Annotated in this window: 23 protein-coding genes; 12 read left to right on the forward strand and 11 right to left on the reverse strand. The window is 66.1% G+C overall.

Annotated features, from left to right (window positions below; genetic code table 11):
- Positions 1-38: 38 nt before the first annotated feature.
- Positions 39-1,307: a serine--tRNA ligase gene (serS, locus tag TVC13_RS10435; RefSeq protein WP_422401143.1), complete on the reverse strand. Its 1,269-nt coding sequence runs from the start codon at positions 1,305-1,307 to the stop codon at positions 39-41.
- Positions 1,308-1,373: 66 nt separating this feature from the next.
- Between serS and TVC13_RS10440 the strand changes: the two genes are divergently transcribed.
- The gene (locus TVC13_RS10440) at positions 1,374-2,486 is read left to right on the forward strand and encodes a diacylglycerol/lipid kinase family protein (RefSeq protein ID WP_422401144.1); all 1,113 of its coding nucleotides are present in this window, start codon (positions 1,374-1,376) and stop codon (positions 2,484-2,486) included.
- A gap of 6 nt (positions 2,487-2,492) precedes the next feature.
- Here TVC13_RS10440 and TVC13_RS10445 read toward each other — a convergent pair whose 3' ends face one another.
- The 4 genes from TVC13_RS10445 to TVC13_RS10460 form a co-directional block, all read right to left on the reverse strand.
- Positions 2,493-2,774 carry a hypothetical protein gene (locus TVC13_RS10445; protein ID WP_422401145.1) on the reverse strand — a complete coding sequence of 94 codons (282 nt, stop codon included), beginning with the start codon at positions 2,772-2,774 and terminating at the stop codon, positions 2,493-2,495.
- Positions 2,775-2,866: 92 nt separating this feature from the next.
- Positions 2,867-3,841 carry a DNA topoisomerase IB gene (locus tag TVC13_RS10450; RefSeq protein WP_422401146.1) on the reverse strand — a complete coding sequence of 325 codons (975 nt, stop codon included), beginning with the start codon at positions 3,839-3,841 and terminating at the stop codon, positions 2,867-2,869.
- Position 3,842: 1 nt separating this feature from the next.
- Positions 3,843-4,805: a prephenate dehydratase gene (pheA, locus tag TVC13_RS10455; protein ID WP_422401147.1), complete on the reverse strand. Its 963-nt coding sequence runs from the start codon at positions 4,803-4,805 to the stop codon at positions 3,843-3,845.
- Positions 4,802-5,119, reverse strand: coding sequence for a rhodanese-like domain-containing protein (locus tag TVC13_RS10460; protein WP_422401148.1), 318 nt, complete (start codon positions 5,117-5,119; stop codon positions 4,802-4,804). Before TVC13_RS10460 ends, pheA begins: the two co-directional genes overlap by 4 nt.
- A gap of 145 nt (positions 5,120-5,264) precedes the next feature.
- Here TVC13_RS10460 and TVC13_RS10465 point away from each other — a divergent pair, with 145 nt between their 5' ends.
- From TVC13_RS10465 to pgm, 6 genes are all read left to right on the forward strand, one after another.
- The gene (locus TVC13_RS10465) at positions 5,265-6,695 is read left to right on the forward strand and encodes an amidase (protein ID WP_422401149.1); all 1,431 of its coding nucleotides are present in this window, start codon (positions 5,265-5,267) and stop codon (positions 6,693-6,695) included.
- A gap of 163 nt (positions 6,696-6,858) precedes the next feature.
- On the forward strand, positions 6,859-8,331 hold the full coding sequence (locus TVC13_RS10470) for a peptide MFS transporter (RefSeq protein WP_422401150.1): 1,473 nt from the start codon (positions 6,859-6,861) through the stop codon (positions 8,329-8,331).
- Between the two features lie 368 nt (positions 8,332-8,699).
- Positions 8,700-9,689 (forward strand): ABC transporter substrate-binding protein, encoded by a 990-nt coding sequence (locus tag TVC13_RS10475; protein ID WP_422401151.1) that lies wholly within the window; start codon positions 8,700-8,702, stop codon positions 9,687-9,689.
- Between the two features lie 46 nt (positions 9,690-9,735).
- On the forward strand, positions 9,736-10,635 hold the full coding sequence (locus TVC13_RS10480; RefSeq protein WP_422401152.1) for an ABC transporter permease: 900 nt from the start codon (positions 9,736-9,738) through the stop codon (positions 10,633-10,635).
- 15 nt (positions 10,636-10,650) lie between these two features.
- On the forward strand, positions 10,651-11,439 hold the full coding sequence (locus tag TVC13_RS10485) for an ABC transporter ATP-binding protein (RefSeq protein WP_422401153.1): 789 nt from the start codon (positions 10,651-10,653) through the stop codon (positions 11,437-11,439).
- Positions 11,440-11,601: 162 nt separating this feature from the next.
- Positions 11,602-13,233: a phosphoglucomutase (alpha-D-glucose-1,6-bisphosphate-dependent) gene (gene pgm, locus TVC13_RS10490; RefSeq protein ID WP_422401154.1), complete on the forward strand. Its 1,632-nt coding sequence runs from the start codon at positions 11,602-11,604 to the stop codon at positions 13,231-13,233.
- 86 nt (positions 13,234-13,319) lie between these two features.
- On the opposite strand, the gene TVC13_RS10495 is transcribed toward pgm, so the two are convergent.
- A complete protein-coding gene (locus tag TVC13_RS10495) occupies positions 13,320-14,720 on the reverse strand; it encodes an aldehyde dehydrogenase family protein (protein ID WP_422401155.1) in 1,401 nt (466 codons plus the stop codon).
- Positions 14,717-15,592, reverse strand: a complete 876-nt coding sequence (locus TVC13_RS10500) for an SDR family NAD(P)-dependent oxidoreductase (protein WP_422401156.1) — start codon at positions 15,590-15,592, stop codon at positions 14,717-14,719. Before TVC13_RS10500 ends, TVC13_RS10495 begins: the two co-directional genes overlap by 4 nt.
- Positions 15,593-15,736: 144 nt before the next feature.
- Between TVC13_RS10500 and TVC13_RS10505 the strand changes: the two genes are divergently transcribed.
- Entirely contained in the window at positions 15,737-17,050 is a 1,314-nt protein-coding gene (locus TVC13_RS10505) for a uracil-xanthine permease family protein (protein ID WP_422401157.1), read from the forward strand.
- Positions 17,051-17,056: 6 nt separating this feature from the next.
- Here the strand turns inward: TVC13_RS10505 and TVC13_RS10510 are convergent, their stop codons facing one another.
- Positions 17,057-18,166 (reverse strand): glycerate kinase, encoded by a 1,110-nt coding sequence (locus TVC13_RS10510; RefSeq protein ID WP_422401158.1) that lies wholly within the window; start codon positions 18,164-18,166, stop codon positions 17,057-17,059.
- 154 nt (positions 18,167-18,320) lie between these two features.
- On the opposite strand from TVC13_RS10510, the gene TVC13_RS10515 reads away from it, so the two are divergent.
- Positions 18,321-18,497, forward strand: a complete 177-nt coding sequence (locus TVC13_RS10515; protein ID WP_422401159.1) for a hypothetical protein — start codon at positions 18,321-18,323, stop codon at positions 18,495-18,497.
- Here the strand turns inward: TVC13_RS10515 and TVC13_RS10520 are convergent.
- A complete protein-coding gene (locus TVC13_RS10520) occupies positions 18,494-19,321 on the reverse strand; it encodes a glycerophosphodiester phosphodiesterase family protein (RefSeq protein WP_422401160.1) in 828 nt (275 codons plus the stop codon). The genes TVC13_RS10515 and TVC13_RS10520 overlap by 4 nt on opposite strands.
- 134 nt (positions 19,322-19,455) lie before the next feature.
- On the opposite strand from TVC13_RS10520, the gene TVC13_RS10525 reads away from it, so the two are divergent.
- Genes TVC13_RS10525 through TVC13_RS10535 form a run of 3 tightly spaced genes read left to right on the forward strand, consistent with a single transcriptional unit; the run spans position 19,456 to position 24,064 of the window.
- A complete protein-coding gene (locus TVC13_RS10525; protein ID WP_422401161.1) occupies positions 19,456-22,038 on the forward strand; it encodes a bifunctional lysylphosphatidylglycerol flippase/synthetase MprF in 2,583 nt (860 codons plus the stop codon).
- Positions 22,035-23,333, forward strand: coding sequence for an alpha/beta hydrolase-fold protein (locus TVC13_RS10530; RefSeq protein WP_422401162.1), 1,299 nt, complete (start codon positions 22,035-22,037; stop codon positions 23,331-23,333). Before TVC13_RS10525 ends, TVC13_RS10530 begins: the two co-directional genes overlap by 4 nt.
- Entirely contained in the window at positions 23,330-24,064 is a 735-nt protein-coding gene (locus TVC13_RS10535) for a phosphatase PAP2 family protein (RefSeq protein ID WP_422401163.1), read from the forward strand. Before TVC13_RS10530 ends, TVC13_RS10535 begins: the two co-directional genes overlap by 4 nt.
- A 2-nt stretch (positions 24,065-24,066) precedes the next feature.
- On the opposite strand, the gene TVC13_RS10540 is transcribed toward TVC13_RS10535, so the two are convergent.
- The gene (locus TVC13_RS10540) at positions 24,067-24,870 is read right to left on the reverse strand and encodes an HAD family hydrolase (protein WP_422401164.1); all 804 of its coding nucleotides are present in this window, start codon (positions 24,868-24,870) and stop codon (positions 24,067-24,069) included.
- Between the two features lie 59 nt (positions 24,871-24,929).
- Positions 24,930-25,460 carry a YbhB/YbcL family Raf kinase inhibitor-like protein gene (locus tag TVC13_RS10545; protein WP_422401165.1) on the reverse strand — a complete coding sequence of 177 codons (531 nt, stop codon included), beginning with the start codon at positions 25,458-25,460 and terminating at the stop codon, positions 24,930-24,932.
- Positions 25,461-25,478 lie beyond the last annotated feature (18 nt).

Here is a 25,478-nt window from a genome sequence, read left to right on the forward strand (position 1 = left end):
CCCCCCGGCGGGGGGGGGGGCGCCGCCCCGGGTGCCGGCTACTGGACGGGCAGTACTTCCAGGCCGCCCATGTAGGGCTGCAGTGCCTTGGGAACGTTGACCGAGCCGTCCGGGTTCTGGTGGTGCTCCAGGATGGCGACGATCCAGCGCGTGGTGGCCAGGGTGCCGTTCAGCGTGGCAACGGCGCGGGTCTTGCCGTCCTGGCGTTCGCGGATGTTCAGGCGGCGGGCCTGGAACGTGGTGCAGTTCGAGGTGGACGTCAGCTCGCGGTAGGCGCCCTGCGTAGGCACCCAGGCTTCGCAGTCGTACTTGCGGGCGGCGGACATGCCCAGGTCTCCGGCGGCAGTTTCAATGACGCGGTAGGGAAGCTCCACCTTGGCAAGCATTTCCTCTTCCCAGGCGAGCAGCCGCTGGTGCTCGGCGGCGGCTTCCTCAACCGAGGTGTAGGTGAACATTTCCACCTTGTTGAACTGGTGCACGCGGATGATTCCGCGGGTGTCCTTGCCGTGGGATCCGGCTTCGCGGCGGTAGCAGGAAGACCAGCCGGCGTAGCGGACCGGGCCATTGCTCAGGTCCATGATCTCGTCCGCGTGGTAGCCGGCCAGCGGGACCTCCGAGGTGCCCACCAGGTACAGGTCGTCTTCGGCCAGACGGTAGATCTCGGCGTCGTGCGCAACATCAAATCCCGTGCCCTGCATGGTCTCAGGACGAACCAGCGTAGGGGTAATCATCGGGACGAAGCCGGCCTTCACCGCCTGGTCCATGGCCATCTGGAGCAGGCCCAGTTCCAGACGCGCGCCAACACCGCGCAGGAAGTAGAACCGGGAACCGGATACCTTGGCCCCGCGCTCCATGTCGATCGCGCCGAGCAGTTCACCCAGTTCAAGGTGGTCGCGCGGAGTGAAACCCTCGGCGTCGAAGTCGCGCGGGGTTCCAACCGTTTTTAGGACCGTGAAATCATCTTCACCGCCGGCCGGCACACCGTCTTCGACGACGTTGGCGACCCGGCGGACCAGTGCCTCCTGCTCGGCCTGCACTGCGTCGGCTTCAGTGCCGGCGGCCTTGACGGCGGCGGCCAGCTCCTTCACCTCTGCCAGCAGCGCCTGCTTCTCTTCACCCTTGGCCTGGGCGACGCGCTTGCCGAAGGCATTCTGCTCGGCGCGCAGGGTCTCGTAGCGGGTCCGGGCAACCCGGCGGCGGGTATCCGCGGAAATGATCGCGTCCACCAGCTCCGGCTCGGCCAGCCGTGCGCGCTGGGATGCTCGGAACTTCTCAGGATTTTCTCGCAGCTCATTTACATCGATCACGTCTCAAGAGTACCGAAAACCCCCTGTCCGGCCCGCACTCTGCGCGGCGGCTATCCTGAAACGACCATGCCCGCCGAAATCGCCGTAATCCTGCTCCTTGTGGCCACTGCCGTCATCGCATCGATTGCCACCTGGCAGGTGACGTCCCGGAGGCACCGACGGCAGCTGGCCGCCGGACGGATCACCCGCCCTGTTGCGTCAGCGAGCCAGCGGGTGGCAATGGTGATCAACCCCATCAAGGCGCAGGCCGCCGAGGCACGGGCCGCCGTGGCCGCTGCCTGCGAGATGGCGGGGTGGGAACCTCCGTTGATTCTCGAGACCACAGTTGACTCACCGGGCTACCGCCAGGCGCAGGATGCGCTGGCCGCAGGTGCCGACGTCGTCCTTGCAGCTGGCGGGGACGGCACCGTCCGCGAGGTGGCGCGGGCCCTGGCCCACGAGCGAGCGGCGATGGGCCTGCTGCCGCTGGGAACCGGAAACCTGCTGGCCCGGAACCTCGGCGTGGCCGTCAACGACCTTGACGGCAGCATTCAGGCGGCATTGCACGGCACCGAACGCCGGATCGACATGGGCCGGCTGGAGCTTGAGAACTCGCACACGGGTGTCCGCTCGGCCAGCAACTTCCTGGTCATGGGCGGAATCGGCCTGGATGCAGAAGTCATTGCGGCAACCCGCGATGACCTCAAGCGCCGGGTGGGCTGGCTGGCCTACAGCGAAGCCGGGATCCGGCTGCTGCCCGGGCCGCGCCGCCGGATGCGCATCCAGCTCGACGACGGCCCCGCCCAGGTACGCAAGGTCCGCAGCGTGCTGTTCGCCAACACCGGCAAGCTTCCGGCCGGAATCGACTTCATTCCCTCAGCTGCCGTGGATGACGGCATGCTGGACATTGTGGTGCTGACCCCGCGGACAGTCCTTGGATGGATGGCCGTCGCGGGAAAGGTGGTCACCCGAAACCGGCGCGAACTGTCCCTGATCGAGTACACCCGCGCCCGGAAAGTCACGGTCAGCACGGAGGAACCGATCATCACCCAGCTCGACGGCGACCTGACCGGCGCCGCCACGCGGGTGAAGGTGAGCGTAGACCCTCGTTCCCTGCTGGTACGGGCACCTGACGCCGGAACCGGTTCCGCCGCGTCAGGCGGCAGAACCGGCGGATTCCGGCGTGCTGGTTCTGTCTAGTCCGCGCTAGTCCTGCGTGCCTTCCGAATCGGTGTAGCTGCCTTCGGTTTCTGCGGCGGAGTGTGAGGACGACGGCGGCTGCTTGCGTCCGTCGGCGTCGGTGTACTCGCCCTCCTCATGCTTTACGGAAGCCGGAGAGGCCTGCTCGCGGATGAGCTCCTGCTCTTCGGCGAAACGGAGGTCGTTGCCCTGGTCGCCAATGTCGCCGCGGTAGTTGTCATCACCGCTGGCCTGTCCGCTCGGCTTCGGGTTGGTGAGCTGCTCGTCTTCGTTCGGATACTCGCTCATGGTTCGCCTTTCGCATTGATGGCTGCTCCCGCCGGCAGCTTGGCCGACGTTCTATAAGCATACTTACCATAAACCGGACCGCTTTTTCGCGGTTATTCGCTCAGCAGCTCCCGCACAGCTGTCTCGGAGGCTGAATACCCCGCCACCGGAATGACCTCCCCGTGCAGGAAACGGTCCACGAGCCGCGGATCGACGTAGGACTTCCGCGCTACGGCGGGGGTGTTGCCCAGCCGCTCTGCGACTTCCCGGATGGTCTGGGCCACGGCCTGCTGCTGTGCCTTCTTAGTGACCGCGGTCCGCGCTGCGCGTGCGAAGCCCATGGCCGCTGAGACGGTGGCCTGCCAGGTCCGGAAGTCCTTGGCGGTGAAGTCGCCGCCCGTTACCTCACGGAGGAACCCGTTCAGCTGCGAGGCATCAATGCTGTGCCACTGCCCGTCGACGCCGGTGTACGCCAGCACGGTGTCCGGGTCGGGCCGCTCGAGCATGGGGCGGAGGGCGGCCACCAGGTCCTCGTCATCGAGTTCCACATGCCATTCCTGGCCGCTTTTGCCCGGAAAGTCCAGCAGCAGCCGGCTGTCCTCCAGTTGTACATGCTCCACCCGCAGGGTGGTGGTGCCGTAGGAACCGTTCATCTCCGCATACCGGGAGCCGCCCACGCGCAGGGCGCCGGAATCGACGATCCGCAGCGCCGCGGCGAGGGCACGTTCCGGGCCACTGCCCTCGGACCTGAGGTATTTGGTAATGATCCTGCGTGCTGCAGGAAGTGACTGGGCGAATTCAAGGGCGCGGTCGAACTTCTCCCGGTCCTTCATTTCCCGCCAGTGCGGATGGTAGATGTACTGGCGGCGGCCGGCGCCGTCCTGCCCGGTGGCCTGGATGTGGCCGTTGGCGTGCGGACTGATCCAGACATCCTGCCACGCCGGCGGGATGGCGAGGGCGCGGATCCGGCGCAGTTCCGCCGGATCACGCAGCACCTCCCCCTTCAGGCCGCGGTAGCTGAACCCCTTGCCCCACCGAAGGCGGGTGTATCCGGGGTGTTCGCAGTTACTGCGGCGCAGGCGGGGCATCTCAGCCGTTAATCAGGGATTCGAGCCACTGGTCCGCTGCCTCAAAGGCGGAGTCGGAGGTGTGCGGCAGAACTTGGGCGCGGCGCTGGTCCGCCCGGGGATAGGAGCCCAGGAACCTCAGCTCCGGAGAGACCCGGTGCAGCCCCTTGAGCGCATCCGCTACCCGGGCGTCGGAGATGTGTCCGTCTGCGTCGATGCTGAAGAAGTAGTCCCCCAGGAAGGCGCCCGTGGGGCGGGATTCAATCCGGCTGAGGTTCACGCCGCGGGTGGAGAACTGGTCCAGGATTTCCATCAGGGCGCCCGGGCGGTCCTCGGGCAGCGGGATTACCACGGTGGTCTTGTCCGCGCCGGTGGGTTCCGGCAGCAGCCCGGGGAGGCTGATGAGGATGAACCGGGTGACGGCGTCGGAAATATCCCCGATATCCCGGGCGATGACGTTCAGGCCCAGCCGGGAGGCAACCAGCGGCGCGCAGATGGCGGCGTCGAACCCCGGAGCCTCGTCCTGGAGCCCCACGGCGGCAGCCGCAGTGGACGAAGCGGGGAGATATTCCGCCTTGGGAATATTGATCTCGGCCCAGTTACGGCACTGCGCCCAGGCATGGCTGTGCGTTGAAACTTTTCGGATGTCCTCCAGCTCGATGCCGGGGCGCACTGCCAGCACAAAGGTGATGGGCACCAGGATTTCGCGCAGGATACGCAGCGGCTGGCCGACGGAGATCGCATCGAGGGTAGCGCTGACGCCGCCTTCCACCGAGTTCTCAATCGGCACGACCGCGGCGTTTGCGTGCCCGGAACGGACCATCTCCAGCGCGGAGGTGACGCTCGTGGAGGGAATCCGTACGGCTTCGGCGGCACCTGGCACCTGCAGCAGCGCCGCCTCGGTGAAGGTTCCCTCCGGGCCGAGGTATGTGTAAACCATGGTTCCCGGGAGCTTGGGCTGCCCGGGGGTGCCCTCAGGACTCATACGACGGTCGGTTCTTTTCCATTTTCGGAAACCATGTCCTTGCCGGCTTCCAGCCACGCGCCCATGCCTCCGGTCACGTTGACCGCGGAGTAGCCGTGGGATTCAAGCCACTGCGTTGCCCGTGCACTGCGCCCGCCGGAACGGCAGATAACGGCTAGGTCCTGGTCCGGATCCAGATCATCGAGGCGGTCGGGGAGCTGATCCAGGGGAATGTGCACGGCGTTGGGAATGTGCCCGGCTTCCCACTCGTAGTCTTCCCGGACATCCAGGATCCGGGCACCTTCGCCGATAGCGTCCACAGATACGTTTTCCATCTAGCTCACACTTCCTTGCAGTCTCTGTTGCCGGGTCTGACAAGGCACGGAACCAACCCGCTGCTTAGGCGTCCCTGCCATTTATCCCAGCCTATAGTGGGATGCACCGCCAGAGAACAAAGCTCCCCGCGCACCGGAGGTAACAATGCCCAAAGGTCCAGCCGCCCAGCCAGGGGCGCGGATGCCCTCCGGAGAGGGCATCGGGTCGCTAAGTGCCCTGGCGCTGCGCGATGCCCTGGCCCGCGGCGAGCTATCAGCCCGGGAGGCCACGGAGCACTTCCTGGAGCGCATCGAAAAGCTGAACCCGAAGCTCGGCTCCTTTATTACTGTCACGGCCGACACGGCGCTGGCCGAGGCCCGCCGGGCCGATGACGCACTGGCCGCGGGTCGCCCGCTGGGAATCCTGCACGGCATGCCGCTGGCCCACAAGGACCTCACCGACGTCGCGGGGGTCCCGACGACGATGGGCAGTGCCGCTGTTCCTTTGGTTCCAGCCGGAACGGACGGCCCCCTGCCGGCGGTGCTGCGGGCGGCAGGCGCGATCAGCCTGGGCAAGACTCAGGTGCCGGAGTTCGGACTCAGCAGCTACAGCGAGAACCTTGTGGCACCGCCGGCCCGGAATCCGCTCGACCCCGCACTGAGTCCGGGCGGCTCCTCCGGGGGCAGCGCCGCCGCGGTTGCGGCCGGAATGCTGCCGTTCGCCCCCGGAACCGACGGCGGCGGCTCGGTGCGCATCCCCGCTGCGGCTACCGGTCTTATCGGACTCAAGCCGAACCGCGGCAGGGTCCCCTCCGGCGGAGGCCAGCGGGATCTGGGCCAGTTCGTGGTGGCCGGACCGCTGGCACACACGGCCGCGGATGCGGCACTCCTGCTGGACGCGATGGTCGCCCAGCCGAATTATCACGCCACCAGTGCAGCGCCGGTGTCCGGTTCATTCCTGGCGGCGGCGCTGCGGGCGGAGGGAAAGTTCCGCATCGGCGTGAGCACACGTTCCCCGTTTGAATCCCGCTTGGACATTGCACTGGATCCAGAGGCCAGGCTGGGCCTGGAAGCCGGAATACTGGCCCTGACCGGAGCAGGACACGAGATCGCCGAAGCCGACGTGCATTACGACGAGCGGTACCCCGATGCCTTCGAACTGGTGTGGACTGCCCCGCTGGCCAACATTCCGCTGCCGGCGGAGGGAGAGGAGAAGCTGACCCCTCTGACGGCCGCCATGCGCCGGCGCGCACTGCAGCGCTCCGCGGCAGATCTGGCCGGCGCCGTCGAGGTCCTGCGGACGTTCGAAGAGGAGACCATTTCGCAGTACGCCGGCTGGGACATGATCCTTACCCCCACGGTGGCGATGACTCCGCGGCCAATCGGCTGGTACTGGACCGGAGATGCTGCCGAAGACTATGCACTGCAGTGCCGCTACTCCCCCTTCACCTCCATGGTCAACGTGTGCGGACTGCCTGCCGTCACCATCCCGACCTATGTGACCGGCGGCGGGCTGTCCATGGGCATCCAGCTGATCGGACGCCCGGGAGCCGAGGCAGACCTCCTGGCGGTGGCCGCCCAGCTGGGCCCTCAATAACAGGCGCAGCCTTAATCGGAAGTCTTTTTGTCCAGCATGTGGACAATATGCCTGTTTTGACGGTGACTCTGAGCACATACGCTTGCATGGAAGCCGGTAAAACACCCCGTTTTCCGCTCTAAACGTTAAATCCGTCACAGCCGCGTTTTGGGACTATTGAACGATGAGTCCAAGCCCCACCACTACCAGCCCCGCGCCTGCTGCGCGGAAGGCATTTTTCGGCCATCCCCGGATGCTCGCGAATCTCTTCAGCGTTGAGCTCTGGGAACGCTTCTCCTTCTACGGCATGCAGGGCATCCTGCTCTACTACATGTACTACTCCGTCACCGACGGCGGTCTGGGCATGGCCGAGGGAGTGGCAGCGGGCCTCGTTGGCGCCTACGGCGGCGGCGTCTACCTCTCCTCGATCGTCGGCGCCTGGGTAGCGGACCGCATCCTCGGTTCCGAACGGACCCTCTTCTACTCGGCCATCCTCGTGATGATCGGCCACATCTCCCTTTCCCTGGTCCCCGGCTACGCCGGCCTGGCAATCGGACTGGTGCTCATCGCCATTGGATCCGGCGGACTGAAGGCCAACGCCACGGCGCTGGTGGGAAGCCTGTACGACGAGAAGGACGAACGCCGCGACGCCGGCTTCTCCATCTTCTACATGGGCATCAACATCGGCGGCCTGATGGGCCCGATCCTCACCGGCCTGCTCTGGGATTCCTTCGGCTTCCATGTGGGCTTCGGCCTCGCAGCCGCCGGCATGGCCATCGGCCTGGCCCAGTACGCCGCGACCCGCAAGTACCTGCCGGAGTCCGCGCACCTGGTGGCCAACCCGCTGCCCAAGAACCAGTTCGTCCGCGTGGGAGCAATCGCCGCAGCGGCCGTCGTCGTCGTGCTGGCAGCCCTTGCGTTCGGCCTGATCAACAGCGAAAACCTGGTTGGCCTGATGGCAATCCTCGCGCTGGTCGCAGCCGTCGCCTACTTTGTGGTCATTCTTTCCAGCAAGCGCGTAACCCAGGTTGAACGCCGCCGTGTGTTCTCCTTTATGCCGCTGTTCGTGGCGAGCACCGCCTTCTGGGCCCTGTTCCAGCAGCAGTTCACGGTTGTGGCGCTGTACGCGGACACCTCGCTGAACCGCGAGATTTTCGGCTGGGAAATGCCGCCTAGCTTCGTCCAGTCCATCAACCCGATCTTCATCATCATCTTCGCCGCTGTGTTTGCCAGCATGTGGACCAAGCTGGGCAACCGCCAGCCCGGCACACCGCTGAAGTTCGGCATCGGCCTGGCCGTGATGGGCCTGGCATTCCTGGCCTTCATTCCGTTCTCCGGCGGCGGTCCTGCCAGCACGCCGCTGCTGGCCCTGGCCGGAATCCTGCTGCTGTTCACCTTCGCTGAACTCTCGCTCTCCCCGACCGGACTGTCTGCAGCTACCAAGCTTGCACCGGCTGCGTTCCCCACGCAGATGGTGGCGCTGTTCTATCTGTCCGTATCCCTGGGCAGCACGCTTTCCGGGTGGCTGGCACAGTTCTACAGCCAGGACACCGAAGTCAGTTACTTCTCCTTCCTGGGCATCACGGCAATCGCACTGGGCGTCATCCTTGCCCTGTGCGCACCGGCCATCAAGAAGCTCATGGGCGGAGTGCGGTAACCCGTTCTTCCCCATCCGCCTAGCAAAAAGTGCCCGTTTGGTTTCCAAAGGGGCACTTTTTGCATATTCAGTTTGCGCTCCATTAGGTCCACACGCTTAGACACTTTGGATCTTTACTCAGCATTGTGACGATCATCTGCCTAGATGATGCGGCTTCGGGGATGCATCCGTCTCTACGTACTGCCGCAGATTAGACAATGTGAGCGTCCTCACAGTTAGTATCGTTCCATCAGCCGGTGCTGAACTGCACCCGTTTACCGGGACCCGATAACGACGTCGGGCCGGAGATCGGATGCCAGCGTCCGGCAACACGACACCCTGCCCGGCCGGCGCCGTCCGCCACTGGGCAGCGCACTGAAAGGGCAACGATGAAGCGTTCAAGGACAGGGGCACTGGGGGCCCTGCTGCTGGGTGCATCCCTCGCGGCGACCGGCTGCGGCTCGGATTCCGCTGCAGGCGGCGATTCGGACATGGTGAAGATCGGCATCACCCAGATCGTCGAGCACGACGCCCTGACTTCCGCCAAGGAAGGATTCAAGCGGGCGCTGGCCGAGAACGGCTACACCGAAGGCGAGAACATCTCCTACGACGAGCAGAATGCAGCCGGCGAGCAGGCCACTGCCACCTCGATCGCCTCGAAGTTCGCCTCCGACGACCTCGACCTGGTCCTGGCGATCGCGACGCCGACCGCACAGGCCGCCGCGCAGGCCATCACCGATATTCCGATCCTCATCACCGCTGTCACCGAACCGGAAGAAGCCGGACTCGTCGATTCCTGGGATGCACCGGGCGCCAACCTCACCGGCACGAGCGACCTCAACCCGGTCGAGGACCAGCTGGCACTTATCAAGGACCTGGCTCCGGATGCCAAGACGGTGGGAATTGTCTACAGCTCCGGCGAAGTGAACTCCGAGGTGCAGATCGAACTGGCCCAGGAAGCCGCCAAGGACCTCGGCCTGGAACTCAAACTCGCCGCCGTAAGCAATACCGCTGAGGTACAGCAGGCTGCCGAGTCCCTGGACGTGGATGCCTTCTACATCCCCACGGACAACAACGTTGTGGCTGCCCTGGACTCCGTCGTCCAGATTGCGGAAACCAAGCAGATCCCGCTGGTCACCGGTGACGCCGGTGCCGTCGAAGCCGGCGGCCTTGCCACCTGGGGCATCGACTACGAAGCACTCGGCTACCAGACCGGCCTGATGGCCATCAAGATCCTGGAAGAGGACGCCGACCCGGCCACCATGCCCATCGAAACCCTGGAAGAAGTGCAGCTCGTGGTCAACAAGACCGCAGCAGCCAACATGGGCATCGAGATTCCCGCGTCGATGCTCGAAAAGGCCGACAAGGTCATCGAGTAATCCTCGAAGCTGCCCTCACCACCCTGCTGTAAGGAACAGAACTTCCATGATCACTGCTGTTGAACTGGGGCTTATCTACGCCGTTATGGCCCTGGGCGTTTACCTCACCTTCCGGATCCTGGATTTTCCGGACCTTACCGTGGATGGCAGCTTCACCACCGGCGCAGCCGTGGCGGCCATTTCCATCACCAACGGGGTTCCACCCCTGGCCGCCACGGCAGCCGCGTTCGGAGCCGGCCTGGTAGCCGGCTGCGTCACCGGCCTGCTGCACACCAAGGGCAAAATCAACGGCCTGCTGGCCGGCATCCTGACCATGATCGCCCTCTACTCCATCAACCTGCGGATCATGGGGACCTCGAACCTGTCCCTGCTCCGCGAGGACACCCTCATCACCCCGCTGCGTGAAAACGGCTACCTGGGCGGCGCCGTCGCCATTGCGCTGTTCGCCCTCCTGGCCCTGGGCGTGAAGCTCTTCCTGGACTGGTTCCTCCACACGGACCTCGGCCTGGCCATGCAGGCCACGGGCGACAACCAGGAAATGGTCAGCAGCTTCGGCGTCAGCACGGACCGGATGAAGATCCTGGGCCTGGCACTCTCGAACGGATTCGTCGGCCTGTGCGGTGCCATGGTGGCGCAGTACCAGGGCTTCGCGGACATCGGCATGGGCATCGGGCTGATTCTCGTAGGCCTCGCATCGGTAATCATCGGCCAGGCAGTCTTTGGTTCCCGCCTGATCGTGGTTTCCACCCTGGCCGTGGTCCTGGGCGCTGTCGTCTACCGGATCGTGATTGCCCTGGCGCTGGACCTGGGTTTCGAACCGAACGACATGAAGCTCATTTCCGCCGTCCTGGTGGTGCTTGCGCTGATCCTTCCCCAGTGGAAGCTGTTCCGCCGCCTGCCCACCTTCAGCAGCCTGCGTAAATCCACCGTCACCACGGCCAGCTAGCGGAAAGTCAGAACGATGCTGAAAATCGACAACGTACAAAAGACCTTCTTCGCCGGCACCGTCAACGAACGCGTGGCCCTGGCCCAGATCGACCTGGAACTGCACGCCGGGGAATTCATCACCGTGATCGGCTCCAACGGCGCCGGAAAGTCCACGCTGCTGAACATGGTTTCGGGCAAACTCCGCCCGGACACCGGTTCCGTGCTGATTGACGGCAAGGACGTCACGAAGCTGGCCGACTACCAGCGGGCCAGGTTCATTGGCCGGGTCTTCCAGGACCCGATGGCCGGTTCCGCCCCGCAGCTGAGCATTGAACAGAACATGTCCATTGCCTACGAACGCGGAAAGCGCCGTGGCCTGGGCTGGGGCGTTTCAGGCAAGAAGCGCGAGCTCTTCCGCGAGGAACTCAAGTCCCTGGAACTGGGCCTTGAGAACCGGCTGAAGGCCAAGGTCGGTCTGCTCTCCGGCGGCCAGCGCCAGGCGCTGTCCCTGCTGATGGCCACGTTCAGCGAACCGAAGATCCTGCTGCTGGATGAGCACACCGCCGCCCTGGACCCGCAGCGCGCGGCACTGGTTTCCCGCCTCACCGGTGAGATCGTGGCCCGCCACAAGCTCACCACGCTGATGGTCACGCACAACATGCAGCAGGCACTGGACCTGGGCACCCGGCTGATCATGATGCATGAAGGCCGGATCATCCTGGACCTGGACAGCACACAGAAGGCCGCGATGACCGTACCGGACCTGCTGCACGAATTCGAGAAGATCAAGGGCGGCCTGGACGACCGGACGCTGCTCCAGTAACCCTTCCCCCTTCCGTAATCCCCTCGAGAGGGCAGTTACGACCGGTTTGAGCACTCAAACCAGCCGTAACTGCCCTCTCGTGTGGGTGCGGCGGGCACGGATATCACGGCACGAAAGTCAGGTGTCTGCCGGTTCAACCGAATTTTTGGCATGCTTGGGTCTATGTCTAACCGAGCCGGCACACCTGCCCAACCATCCGACCTCGTCGACCTGACGGCCCTGCTTGACGCGTATTACGACGTCGCGCCGGACGTCGCTGATCCCGGCCAGCGCGTGGCCTTCGGCACCTCGGGGCACCGCGGCAGCTCCCTGAAGGGCTCCTTCAATGAGCCGCACATCGCCGCCATCACGCAGGCAATCGTCGAGTACCGCACCGGCGCCGGCATTACCGGTCCGCTATTTATGGGCAAGGACACGCACGCTCTTTCCGAACCTGCGCAGAACACCGCGCTGGAAGTTCTTGCTGGCAACGGGGTCAATGTCCTGATCGACTCCCGCACCGGTTTCACGCCGACCCCGGCGCTCAGCCATGCCATCCTCACGCACAACGCGACCCGCACCGACCAGGCTGACGGAATCGTGATCACCCCGTCCCACAACCCGCCGGCCGACGGCGGGTTCAAGTACAACCCGCCCTCCGGCGGACCTGCAGATTCGGAAACCACGGCCTGGATCGCCAACCGGGCCAACGAACTGCTGGAGAAGGGGCTGCGCGGCGTCCAGCGTATTCCGCTGGGTGAAGCACGGCTGGCGGAATCGGTGGGCGCCTATGACTTCCTGCAGCACTACGTGGGCGACCTCGGCTCAGTGCTGAACATGGATGCCATCAAGGCCTCCGGACTGCACATCGGGGCGGACCCCATGGGCGGCGCATCCGTTGACTACTGGGGTGCAATCGGCGAGCAGTACGGCCTGAACCTGACCGTAGTCAATCCCAGCGTGGACCCCCAGTTCGGGTTTATGACCCTGGACTGGGATGAGAAGATCCGCATGGACTGCTCCTCCCCCGACGCGATGGCATCGCTGATCGCCCAGGCCGGGCGGTACGACATCGCCACGGGCAACGACGCCGATGCCGACCGCCACGGCATCATCACCCCCGACGCCGGGCTGATGAACCCGAACCATTACCTCGCTGCTGCCATTGAGTACCTATACGCCAACCGCACCGGCTGGCGCGGTGACGCGATGGTCGGCAAGACACTGGTCTCCTCCTCCATGATTGACCGTGTCACGTCCAGCCTGGACCGCCGGCTCATGGAGGTTCCCGTGGGCTTCAAGTGGTTCGTCCCGGGCCTGTTGTCCGGCGAAGTAGCCTTTGGCGGCGAGGAATCCGCGGGCGCGTCCTTCCTGCGGCTGGACGGCTCGGTGTGGACTACCGACAAGGACGGCATCCTGCTGGCCCTGCTGGCCTCCGAGATCACGGCCGTCACGCAGAAGACCCCGTCGCAGCACTACCGGGAGCTGACGAACCGCTTTGGGGACCCGGTCTATGCACGGGTTGATGCCCCGGCCACCCGCGAACAGAAGGCAGCATTGTCCAAGCTGTCGCCGTCGGACGTCACCGCCACCACGCTGGCCGGCGAGGAAATCACCGCGCGCCTGACCGAGGCTCCGGGCAACGGGGCACCCGTGGGCGGGCTGAAGGTCACCACTGAGAACGCCTGGTTCGCGGCCCGCCCGTCCGGCACCGAGGACGTGTACAAGATCTACGCGGAGTCCTTCAAAGGCGCCGAGCACCTCAGCGAGGTCCAGGCCGAGGCGAAGGCCATTGTGGACTCCGTGATTTCCTAGCTCCACCATCTTCACCGAGGGGCCAGTTACGGCCGGTTTGACCGCTCAAACCAGCCGTAACTGGCCTCTCGGCAGTTTCATGAAGGTTAGAGAAGGCGGCGGAGGATCCGTGCCTTGAACCCGTTGTACGGCGGGTAGGCCACGCGCAGGGTGTCCAGCAGCGTGCCCTTCGAGAAGACCGGGCGCGCCTGGCTGAACGTGTCGAAGGAGTGTTTGCCGTGGTACGCGCCCAGGCCGCTGGCACCGGCACCGCCAAAGGGAAGCTCCGGCACGGCCAGCTGTACGATCGCCGCGTTGTGGTTCACGCTGCCGGCCCGCACACCCTGCTCGAACCGGCGCTGCTGCGCCGCTGAGGAAGTGAAAAGGTAGGACGCCAGCGGAACAGGGCGGGCATTGATGATCTCCATCGCGTGGTCCAGGTCCCGGACGGTCACGACCGGCAGGACCGGCCCGAAGATCTCCTCCTGCATCACGGGAGCGTCCAGGGACACGTCCGTCAGCACGGTGGGTTCGATGTAGAGGTCTTCCCGGCTGGTGCGGCCGCCGGAAACCACGGTTCCGTCGCCCAGGTAGCCGGTGAGCCGGTCGAAATGGCCCTCGTTGACGATCCGCCCGAAGTTCGCACTGCGCGAAGGATCCTTGCCCACAAACTCACGGACCACTTTGCCCAGCGCCTTGAGCAGCTTGGGTGCCGCTTCCTCGGTGACCAGCACGTAATCCGGTGCCACGCACGTCTGACCGGCATTGATCAGCTTGCCGTAGGCCAGCCGCCGGGCAATGGCGGTGAGGTTCCCGTCCAGTACGACGGCGGGAGACTTGCCTCCCAGCTCCAGCGTCACGGGAGTCAGGTGTTCGGCGGCAGCGCGCATGACAATCTTGCCGACCCTTTCACCCCCGGTGTAGAAGATGTGGTCAAAACGTTCGGCCAGCAGCGCCTGGGACGCTTCCTGCGCACCCTCGATGACAACCACGGCCTCCGGATCCAGATACTCCGGCAGGATCCGGGCCACGGCAGCGGAGGTTGCCGGCGCCAGCTCGCTGGGCTTCAGCACGGCGGCGTTGCCGGCGGCCAGCGCACCGATCAGCGGAGCCAGCAGCAGCTGCACGGGATAGTTCCACGGCGCAATGATCAGCACCACGCCCAGCGGCTGCGGTTCAACCCGGGCCGACGCCGGCTGCAGGCCAAGCGGCACCGGCACCTTGGTGCTCCGGGTCCAGTCGGTCAGGTGCTTCAGTGCGTGGGTGGCTTCAGCGCGGGTAATGGAGATCTCTGTGAGGTAGGCCTCCAGCGGGTTTTTGCCCAGGTCTTCGTGCAGGGCAGCAGCGAATTCCTGCTCCCGCTCGGAGAGCATCCGCAGCAGCGCCTTCAGCTGTTCCTTCCGCCAAGCCAGCGGCCGGGTGCGCCCGCTGTCGTAGACCTTTCGCACCCCGGAAACCTGCGCCGGGATCGTGCCGGCCGGGGACGCCGCCTGGAGATCGGCGCTCATGCCCGGTCCCCGTTGCCTGCTGCCGAAGCCGCTGCGCGGCTCTCTGGTGCCGGGCGGCCGGTGAAGTGGTCCATGGACTGGTAGACCTTAAAGACCCTGCCGGCCACCACGTCCCAGGCGGGCTGGGGCAGCAGTCCGCGCAGCGCGCTGCCCAGGGGAACGGTCCAGGGCAGCTGGACCCGGGCCTTTCCGTCCAGCAGCGCCTTCCACGCCTTGTCCACTACGTATTCGGGTTCCATCAGCGGCGTCATCAGCGGACCGCGGGCACCTTCGAACATGCCGGTCTTGATGTAGCTGGGAATCAGGGTGGTGACCTGGACGTGGCCGTGTCCGGCTTCCTCCAGTTCCAGGCGCAGCGAATCACTCCAGCCAATCACTGCCCACTTGGAAGCGGTGTAAACACTCATCTTCGGCACGGACAGGGTTCCGGAGGCTGAGGCGACGTTCAGGATCCGGGCCGGGGTGCGGCGTTCAATCATGCCCGGCAGGAAGGCGCGGGTGATGTGCATGGGCGCCAGGGTATTCACGTCCATGACGGCGTCGATGTCCGTTCCGGAGTGTTCCCAGAAGTACTTGCCGCGGACAATGCCGGCGTTGTTGATCAGCACGTCCGGGGCGCCGAGTTCTGCCAGCACAGCCTCGGCCTTTTCGGCGACCTCCGCTGCGGAGGAGACGTCCAGCGTGTAAGGCAGGACCGCGGAGGATCCTAGTCCGCGCAGCCGCTGCGCCGCGGCTTCCAGGGCTTCGGCATTCCGGTCCCAGAGCACCACCGCCTTGGCCCCTTCGAGCACCGCCCGTTCGGCGTACAGCAGGCCCATGCCCATGGCCGCTCCGGTGATGAGTACTGTCCGTCCAGAAACTGAGATTCCCACGTATGATCCGTCCGTCACAGGCCGCCTCGGCCTAACTGCTTTCCCGGTAAAATTGCTGGTGCGTGCAACATAGCGTGGCACAGAAGCCCCGCCGGTAACATTCTCCACGAATCAATCCCCCTTTGTCCGTTGGAAGGCACACGCATGAGCAGGTTCGGCACAGACTGGAAACTCCACGGGAACGGCAAGACAGTTACCCCCGGCTCATTCGTCGCTCCCGATGAAAGACTCAGCTGGCCGCGGACTATCGGCATTGGCTCCCAGCATGTGGTGGCCATGTTCGGAGCGACTTTCCTGGTTCCTCTGCTGACCGGCTTCCCGCCGGCCACCACACTGTTCTTCTCCGGCGTCGGAACGATCCTGTTCCTGATCATTACCGCAGGAAAGGTCCCCAGCTATCTGGGCTCATCCTTCGCCTTTATCGCGCCGATCGCCGCCGCAGTTAACCAGCACGGACCCGCCGGTGCCCTGGGCGGCATCATCATGGCCGGTGCCACCCTGTTCCTGATCGGCCTGGCGGCACAGCTGGCCGGCACGCGCTGGATTCAGGTCCTCATGCCGCCCACCGTCACCGGCGCAATCGTGGCCCTGATCGGCCTGAACCTGGCGCCCACCACGCGCACGAACTACGAGGCCGGACCCATTACCGCCACTGTCACCGTGGTGGTGATCCTGCTGACCACGGTGCTGTTCAAGGGCCTGATCGGCCGCCTTTCCATCCTGGTGGGTGTCCTCGCCGGTTACGCCGCGGCCATTGTGCAGGGCGAAGTGGACTTCTCCGCCATCAACGACGCCGCCTGGTTCGGCCTGCCCGATTTCATGGCCCCCACCTTCCACTTCAACGTCATTGGCCTGTTCGTTCCCGTGGTGCTGGTGCTGGTTGCTGAGAATATCGGCCATGTGAAGTCCGTCGCCGCCATGACCGGCCGGAACCTTGATCCCTACACTGGCCGGGCACTGATGGCCGACGGCGTTGCCACCATGCTGGCCGGCGCCGGCGGCGGTTCAGGCACCACCACCTACGCAGAGAACATCGGTGTTATGGCCGCCTCCCGCGTGTACTCCACGGCCGCCTACTGGGTTGCCGGCATCACCGCCGTGCTGCTGAGCCTGTTCCCCAAGTTCGGTGCGCTGATCGCCACCATCCCCCCGGGTGTGCTCGGCGGCGCCGGCGTGGTGCTTTACGGCATGATCGGCATCCTGGGTGTCCGGATCTGGGTGGACAACCGCGTGAACTTCTCCAACCCGATCAACCTCTCCGTGGCCGGTGTTGCCCTGGTGGTCGGCATCGCGAACTACACCTGGAACGTGGGCGGCCTGACCTTCGAAGGCATCGCCCTGGGCACCGCCGCCACGCTGGTGATCTACCACGGCATGATGGCGATCGCCCGCTGGCGCGGCACCATGCCTGAGGAGCCGCAGGAGGACGTCGGCTCCAAGCCGTCCAGCCTGGGCTAGGAAAACCTAGGCCCCTTCAAGGGCCGCCTGCGTGGCGCGGGCAACGTAGAACTCTGCCCGCGCCATGGCATCCTCCGGGCTCTGCGCCAGGTCAAGCACGCTCACCGCTGCCTCGACACCGTACTCGGCAAGCACCTTGGGGCTCAGCGTGATCGCTCCGGCCACCAGCACCACCGGGATTCCCCGCGCCGCGGCCAGCCGTGCCACCTCCAGCGGTGCCTTTCCGTACCGGGACTGCTCATCAATGGAGCCTTCCCCGGAGAGCACCAGGTCTGCCTGGGCCAGTGCCGGCACCAGGCCCACCAGATCCGCAATGAGTTCAAAGCCCGGCTCAATCCGGGCGTCCGTGAGGGCAAGGAACGCGGACGGGAAGCCGCCGGCCGCTCCGGCACCGGGAACATCGACGTCGACGCCGGTTGCTTCCTTCAACAGCCGGGCCCAATTCCCCAGCGCTTCATCCAGCAGCAGCCGGGCCGAGGAATCGGCACCCTTCTGCCCCCCGAAGACGTGGGCGGCACCATTGTGGCCGGTCAGCGGGTTGGTGACGTCCGCGGCGATCCGAATCCGGGCATCTTTTACCCGCGGGTCCAGTCCGGAAGCGTCGACGGCGGCGGCCACTGCCAGCCCGGCGCCTCCCGGCGGAACCGGCTCTCCGGCAGCGTCGAGGATCCGCAGGCCCAGGGCGGTCAGCGCTCCGGAGCCGCCGTCGGTCATCGCCGACCCGCCGATCCCCAGGATGATTTCCTGCGCCCCGGCGTCCAGCGCCGCCGTGATCAGTTGCCCGCTGCCAAAGCTCGACGCCGCCAGGGAGGTCTGCACGGACGGTTCCACGAGCATCAGGCCCGAGGAACGTGCGGTTTCCAGGACCGCCGTCGTGCCGTCCATTGCCCACACCGCCGTGACTTCGCGGCCCAGGGGTCCGCGGACCCGCGCGGTGCGTTCCTGGGCTCCGGCAGCGAGTGCGGCTTCGAGGGTGCCTTCGCCGCCGTCGGCGACCGGAACGCGGGTGACGTCCGCGTCCGGATAGACGGAGAGCACCCCCTGGGCCATGGCGGCGGCGGCTTCCTCAGCGGTTAGGCTGCCTTTGAACTTGTCCGGGGCTATAAGCACGCGCATGGCTTACATCCTGCCAGCGAATGCCGGCGGAGGCACAGCTCCGGCGCCCGACGCCCGCCCGGCCGTGCTGCGCGGTGCGGTGCGACTGTGCGGGACCTATAGACTTCCGGCAGGTCCGGCAGACGCCGGAATCCGGAGGATGGGGGAAGAAAAAATGATGGCTTTTTCAGGCGTAGGTGCGGTCTTTGCAATTCTTTACGTGCTGGTGATTGTCGCGGTGGCGGTACTCTCCATCTGGGCGCTGGTCCTGGTGATCATCTTCCTTCGGCTCCGCATCGCCGAGCTGCGCTCCACCGCGGGTGTCTCCCGTGCGGGCAGCACCCTGGACTAGACTCGCCCGGGCCCCTGCGGCCAGGCACCCCGGGCGGAAAGCACCTGTGACAGCAGATCCGCCCGGTCAGAGACCAGCCCGTCCACGCCCATATCCAGCAGGCCTTCCATCAGGGGGCCGGTATTGACCGTCCAGACATGCACCTGGACGCCGGCACGGTGGCAGCGCCGCAGGAAGGCGGGACGCACCACGGGAATGCCCCGGAAGTTCACCGGAACCTGGACGCAGCGAAACCGGCCCAGCCGTGCCACCAGTCCACCCAGTCCCAGCGGTGACAGCAGCAGCAGCGCTGCGGTGCCGGAAGACCCGCCGGAGGTTGCCGCCGGCCGGGAGAGCCGGCGCAGGCAGTCCAGCCGCCGCCGGTCCGAGAAGGAGGTCACCAGCACCCGGTCATGGGCCTGGTGCTTTTCGATCAGGGCGGCCAGAGCCGCAGCTCCGGCGGCATCCTTGATGTCTACGTTCAGGCGAACATCAGGCCACCGGACCAGGACTTCCTCCAGCGTGGGGATCGGCTCGGTGCCGCCCACCCGGACTTCGCGCAGTTCACGCAGGCTCCGGGCACTGATCGGACCGGTTGCGTCTGTGACCCGGTCCAGGGTCTCATCATGGAACGCCATGAGCACACCGTCGCTGGTGGTCCGGACATCGGTTTCCAAATAGCCGAAACCCAGGTCCACAGCTGCCTCGAAGGCTGCCATGGTGTTTTCCAGCCCATCGGTACTGAAACCGCGGTGGGAGAGGCCCAGCGGCACCTGCCCTCCGGCGGACGGCGGCACGGAAGACCGCAGGGACGGCGGGGTGAAGTACGGCAGGAGTGCTCTCACAGAGGTACTTTATCGCCTGTCCGCACACCGTCTTGCGCCGCTGCCCGGTTCACGAACGGACTCTCGGAATTAGACTGGCTGCACCCGGGGGCGAACCTCTCCCACCCGCGCCGGCAAGCCATGGAGGTGGCCGCATGGAGCATGGTTCTGCCCGGCAAACAGCGGGGCGCTGGCTCCGTTGGCCCGCGGACGGACTGCGCGGGACCCTGTCCCGGTCACCGGTGACCGTAGGTTTCCTGGTGCTGTTCTGGTTCCTGGGCATCCTTACCTCCTCGGTCCTGGACGGGCCGGATGAGCCCCTGCTGCCCTGGGTGAGCGTGTCCGTGGACACCCTGCCTGAACACTGGCCCGCTCTGCTGCTCTCCGCCCTGTGGGCCAACGGGCTGGCCGGATACATCAGCGGAACCCTCCTGGTGCTGGCCGTGGGCCTGCCGGCGGAACGCCTGCTGGGCAGCCGGCGGTTCATCTCGGCCGCAGCAGGAACACAGATCATCGGCGCCCTCGCGGGCATCGGTTTCGCTGCTGCCCTGCGGGGCGTCTTCGAGGATTGGGGCCGTGAGCTCAGCACGGATTCGTTTGTAGGTCCGGTAGCTTTGGTCTGCGGAATCGCCGCAGCCGCGTCGGCCGGCATGGGCACGCTCTGGCGCCGGCGGGTGCGGCTGGCGCTCTTCACCCTGCTGGTGGTCCTGGCCCTGTACTCGGGGTCGCTGCGTGACGTCATGGCCCTGGCGGCCGCAGTCGCCGGAGGATTGGTGGGACCCTATCTGTTCGGACGGCGTCCCCAGTGGCCCCAAAGCCTGGTGTCCAGCCGCCGCGAGGCCCGTGTCCTGATGGGACTGCTGGTGGTGGCTACCGCCGTCGGGCCGGTCATTGCGGCACTGAACGTGCGCGCCGTCGGCCCCCTCGCCGTCCTCGCATACCTGTTCACCAATGCCGAAACCCTTGACCCGGTGGCCCTGGCCACCATCTGCGCCGACCCGGGCATGCAGGCCGAATGCAGGACCGCCCGGCTGGAACAGAGCGCCGGCCCGGCCGGGTTCTTCCTCGCCGTCCTCCCCCAGGTACTGCTCATCGTCTTCGCCGACGGGCTTCGGCGCGGACGCCGGTTCGCCTGGATCAGCGCCCTCATCCTGCAGGGGCTGATGACCCTCACCGCAGCCGTTCGCATTGGGGTTTTCCTCGCCGGGGAGACCGGCGGGTTCTACAGCGTCGACGGGACAGTGCAGCCCCTTGCGTTGGTCCTTCCCATGCTGCTGCCCCTGCTCGTATTCCTGCTTCTGGCCGGTTCGGGACGCCTGTTCACCGTGTCCGCACCTCCGGGCACCTACCGCAGGCTGTTCCTGACCTGCGCCACAGCCGGCGTGATCCTGGCAGCGGCGTGGGTGGGCGGCGGGCTGCTGCTGCGCAGCGGCTTCACCCCGCCGGCAAGCCTTCCGGCCCTCGTGGCAGACCTGCCGCTACGTTTCCTGCCGGTCTCGGAAATCATTTCAATGCCTCCGAAGCTGCTGCCCGAATCCGTTCCCGCCGTCCTCCTCTACGAGGGTGTGGGCGTGGTGTTCTGGCTTCTCACGTGCGTGCTGCTCGTGCGTTCGTTCCTCGAACCTGCCTACAGCCGCTACGCCCTGGACTCCGAACGGGCACGGGCCCTGCTCGAATCCAGCGGCGGCAGCACGATGGCCTGGATGACACTGTGGAGCAGCAACTCCTACTGGTTCTCCCCCACCGGCAACTCCTACGTGGCGTACCGCCTTGGGTCCGGAGTCGCCCTGACCGTCGGCGACCCGGTTGGACCCCCGTCGGAGCTGCGGCAGTCGGTGGAGGGTTTCGCGGCCTACTGTGCAGAATCCGGGGTGACCGTGTGCTTCTATTCCGTGAACGACGCCACCCGCGAAGCGGCCGCCGACCTGGGCCACACTGACCTGCAGGTGGCGGAGGAGACGCTGCTTCCGCTCGGGTCCCTGGCCTTCCGCGGCAAGCGGTTCCAGGACGTGCGGACCGCATTCAACCGTGCCGGCAAGGCCGGCATCCGTGCAGAGTGGACCACCTACCGCACGGCGCCGCTGTCCGTCCTGGACCAAATCAACGCCATCTCGGAGGAATGGGTGGCAGAGAAGCAGATGCCTGAGATGGGATTCACCCTGGGCGGGATCGAAGAGATTGACGACGACGGCGTGCGGCTGCTGCTCGCAGTGGACCAGGACCGCACGGTGCACGGTGTGACCTCCTGGCTGCCGATCTACCGGGACGGGGAGATCATCGGCTGGACGCTGGACTTTATGCGCCGGCGGGCACGCGGCTTCCCTGCAGCGATGGACTTCCTCATCGCCTCTGCGGCACTGTCCCTTCAGGATGAAGGTTTCAGCCTGCTTAGCCTGTCCGGCGCACCGCTGGCGCGGAACGAGGCCTCCTCGACCGCAGCGTCAGAGGCTGAAAACGGGTCCGTCGAGAGCGCTGCGCGGCGGGCCGCAGACACACCTCCGGCGCTGGAGTGGTTGATGGAGCGTCTCGGTGCAACGCTGGAACCGGTCTACGGTTTCCGATCGCTTCTTGCCTACAAGGCCAAATTCCAGCCGCAGTACGTTCCGCTGTATATGACCTATGTGGACTCCGCGTCCCTGCCGGCAATCGCCAACGCCCTGGCCCGGGCCTACCTGCCCCACGTTTCGCTGGGGCAGACCTTCACCCTGGCCAGGCGAATCGTGGGCAATCAGCGATGAACCTGTCGCTGACCTCGGGGCCGGCACCCTTGCTTGTGCTGAGCCTCGGCGCCGCCGGGCTGTGCTGGCTGTGCTGGGGACCGAGGAGGTACCTGACCAGGGTTGTGCCGTTCGCCCTGATGGGCGCCCTAGCCGGAACCGTGCTGCTGTTCGTAGCTGCTGAACTGCTGCTGTCCTGGTGGAACGCTTCTTTCCCGCGTTACCTCTACTTATATTCCGCGGGAGGAATATTGGCAGTGTTGCTGGTAGTCCCCCGGTGGCGGCTGTCCCGGGGCATTCTTCCCCGGATCCTGACCATCCTCTCGGCTGCTGCGGTGCTGCTGGGCGCGGCGTCGGCAGCAAACGTGGCGTATGGGCAGTACCCCACACTTGAGTCCCTGGTGGTGCGGCCGGGAGAGTCCAGCGGCGACGTGCCGATCCGCAAACCGGTTTCGGGTCAGGACACGACGCCAAGCACTGAAGCGAACTGGACACCGCCGTCGAACATGCCCGCGGAAGGCCGGGTCTATGACGTCCAGATCCCCGGGTCCGTTTCCGGATATGCCGCCGGATCCAGCCTGGTGTACCTGCCGCCGGCGTATCTGGGAACGCCGCACGCCCAGAACCTTCCGGTGCTGATTGCCTTGCACGGACAGCCCGGCGCTCCTGCCGACTGGTTCGCCGGCGGGCAGCTGCAGCAGGTCATGGACGACTTCGCCGCACACCACCACGGGCTGGCACCCGTCGTCGTTCTTCCGGATCTCTCCGGCGGGTCGAACTCCAACTGGTCGCTCTGCCTCGATTCCAAGCAGGGACGGGGAGCAACGTACCTGGCTGAAGATGTCCCCGGCTGGGTCCAGGACAACCTTTCGGCCGGGCTCAGCGGTCCGCAGCAGTGGGCCACGGCGGGCTACTCCTACGGCGGAACCTGTGCCCTGCAGCTGGCCGTGAACTTCCCGGAAGCCTTCCCCACGTTCATCGACATTGCCGGGGAGAACGAACCGACCATCCCCGGCGGGAGCCAGTCGCTGCTGGACACCTATTTCGGCGGCGACGCGTCCGCCTTCGCGGCACAGAATGCTCTGGACGTGCTCAAAAAGCAGACCTTCCCGGACACCGCGGGGATCGTAGTAATCGGCAAGGACGACGGCGTCTATGCCGGTGAGGGCCGCGAGGTGTACGACGCCGCGAAGGCCGCAGGAATGGACGTGCAGCTGCAGGAGCTGCCCGGCGGACACTCCTGGCAGGTGTGGAAGGAGGGCCTGGGCGGCAATCTGGACTGGCTCGGCCGCCGCCTTGGCATACTGGGACCATGAGCGACGCACCCACGGACCGCCTGGCGCGCACGCTCTCCCGCGCCGCGCAGGCTCTGGGCAGACACGGGGTGCTCCTGCTGACCCTTGCCGCCGGACTGGTTCCGGCCCTGCTTCTGGCCCTCGTGGCCGGAGGGGTCTACGAGGCGGTGACGGAGGAGGACGGCGTCGCCGCCCTGGACCACCCGGTGCTTGCCCTGGCCAAGGAGCTGCGTTCTCCGGTACTGGACACCTCGGTGACCTGGCTGACGAATCTGGGCGGCACCATCGGCCTTCCGCTCCTGGCTGCGGGGGCCGTGGCGGTGCTGTGCCGCTGGCAGCGCAGCTGGACTCCCCTGCTCCTCACCGCAGCAGCCGCTGCCGGTTCGCTGCTCATGACGGTTGCCGGCAAAGCCCTCGTGGGACGGTCCAGGCCGCCGCTTTCAGATGCCGTTCCGCCGTACGAGTACTCGGCGTCATTTCCGAGCGGGCATTCGCTGAATTCGCTGGTGATAACCGGAACCATCGCGTATCTGCTGTTCACGTACCTGGATTCGAAGCAAACCCGGATCATCACGGTCCTGGTTGCAGCGGTGTTCATCGTGGCCGTGGGCCTGAGCCGCGTGTATCTGGGCCACCACTGGCTGACGGATGTGCTGGTGGCCTGGAGCCTGGGCCTGGCGTGGCTGGCCATCCTTATGACAGTTCACCAACTCCTGCACGCACGCCGGATCCGGAGCCTTCCGGCGTCATAGGGCTACTGGCCGCGCAGCAGGTCCTCAAGGACCTGCGCCACACCGTCTTCGGCGAACGGCGGGGCCTGCCGGGGCACGGCCGCGCGGACGGCAGGATGCCCGGAGGCCATGGCGTAGCCGCGGCCGGCCCAGCCCAGCATCCCCAGATCGTTGGGCATGTCACCGAACGCAACGACGTCGTCGGCCTCGATCTTCAGGGAACCGGCGTAGTCCGCCAGCGTCACGGCCTTGTCCAGGCCGCGGGCTGACATCTCCAGCAGCGGTATCGACGGCGCGGAGTGGGTGGTGGAGACCAGGTGGGCGACCTCGGGCTTCACTCTCCTGAGGAACTCGTCAGGATGGATGTCCTCCACGCGCGCGAGGAACTTCACCACACGGCTTCCCGGGACCAGGGATTCGGTTAGCGGTGCGGGAGGAACTGCACCAAGCAGGTCAGCTCCGGCATCCTGCAGGAAGCCCGGCTCCAGGTGGAAGCCTTCCACGGTCTCGGCCGCGAAGTGCACCGCAGGATAGAGGCTGCGGATGATGCCCGCGGCCTCGAACATGCCCTCCAGCGGCACGGGCTTGGACCAGATCACCTGCGCGGCTTCAAGGTCATAGAGGATCGCACCGTTGGAGCAGATCACGGTTCCGGTGTGGCCAAGCTGGTCGCGGATGGGTCCCAGCCAGCGCGGCGGCCGGCCAGTGACGAAAACGACGTGGATGCCGGCGTCCGCGCATTTGCGGAACGCATTGACGGTCCGGTCACTGATCCTGTTGTCCGGGCCGACTATGGTCCCGTCCAGGTCACTTGCTACCAGCCGCATGCCCAGCCCTTCCGTTGGCTTCCAGCCTAGCGGGAATACGGGCCGCGCACGGTCAGGACCTAACGCTCCGGGCGCTCCGCCGTTCCCACTATGAGCCCGCGTGCCAGCGTGTGGCCGCGCAGCGCCATGGACAGCACGCCGGGCCTGGCGTCCTCGGCAACATCCAGGAGCGGTATATCCAGCGCATGGACCATCACGAAGTAACGGTGTTTTCCGTGCCCGACCGGCGGCGCCGCCCCGGTGTAGCCCGGTTCGCCGAGCTCGTTGAACAGCTGCAGCGTGCCTTCGGGCATGCCGGAACGGGAGGCGTTCTCGGTAATGGATGTCTCTTCCGCCGGAATATTGACTGCTGCCCAGTGCCAGAACACACCGGGAATGGGTGCGTCCGGGTCCACCATTGTGACCGCGAAGCTGCGGGTTGCCTCCGGCCAGCCGGTCCAGGCCAACTGCGGGGAAGCATCCCGCCCGCCGGGCACGGCGCCGGTGGCGTACTGCGACGGCGGCAGCGGCCCGCCGTCCTCAAAGTTGGCGCTGGTGACCTCGAAGGAGGGAACCGAAGGCAGGTCTGCGGTGGGATCGTACGCTTCCATGGGCGCTCTTCCTTTCGT

This window comes from Arthrobacter sp. 3Tela_A, from assembly GCF_049311025.1.
GTDB lineage: Bacteria > Actinomycetota > Actinomycetes > Actinomycetales > Micrococcaceae > Arthrobacter_B.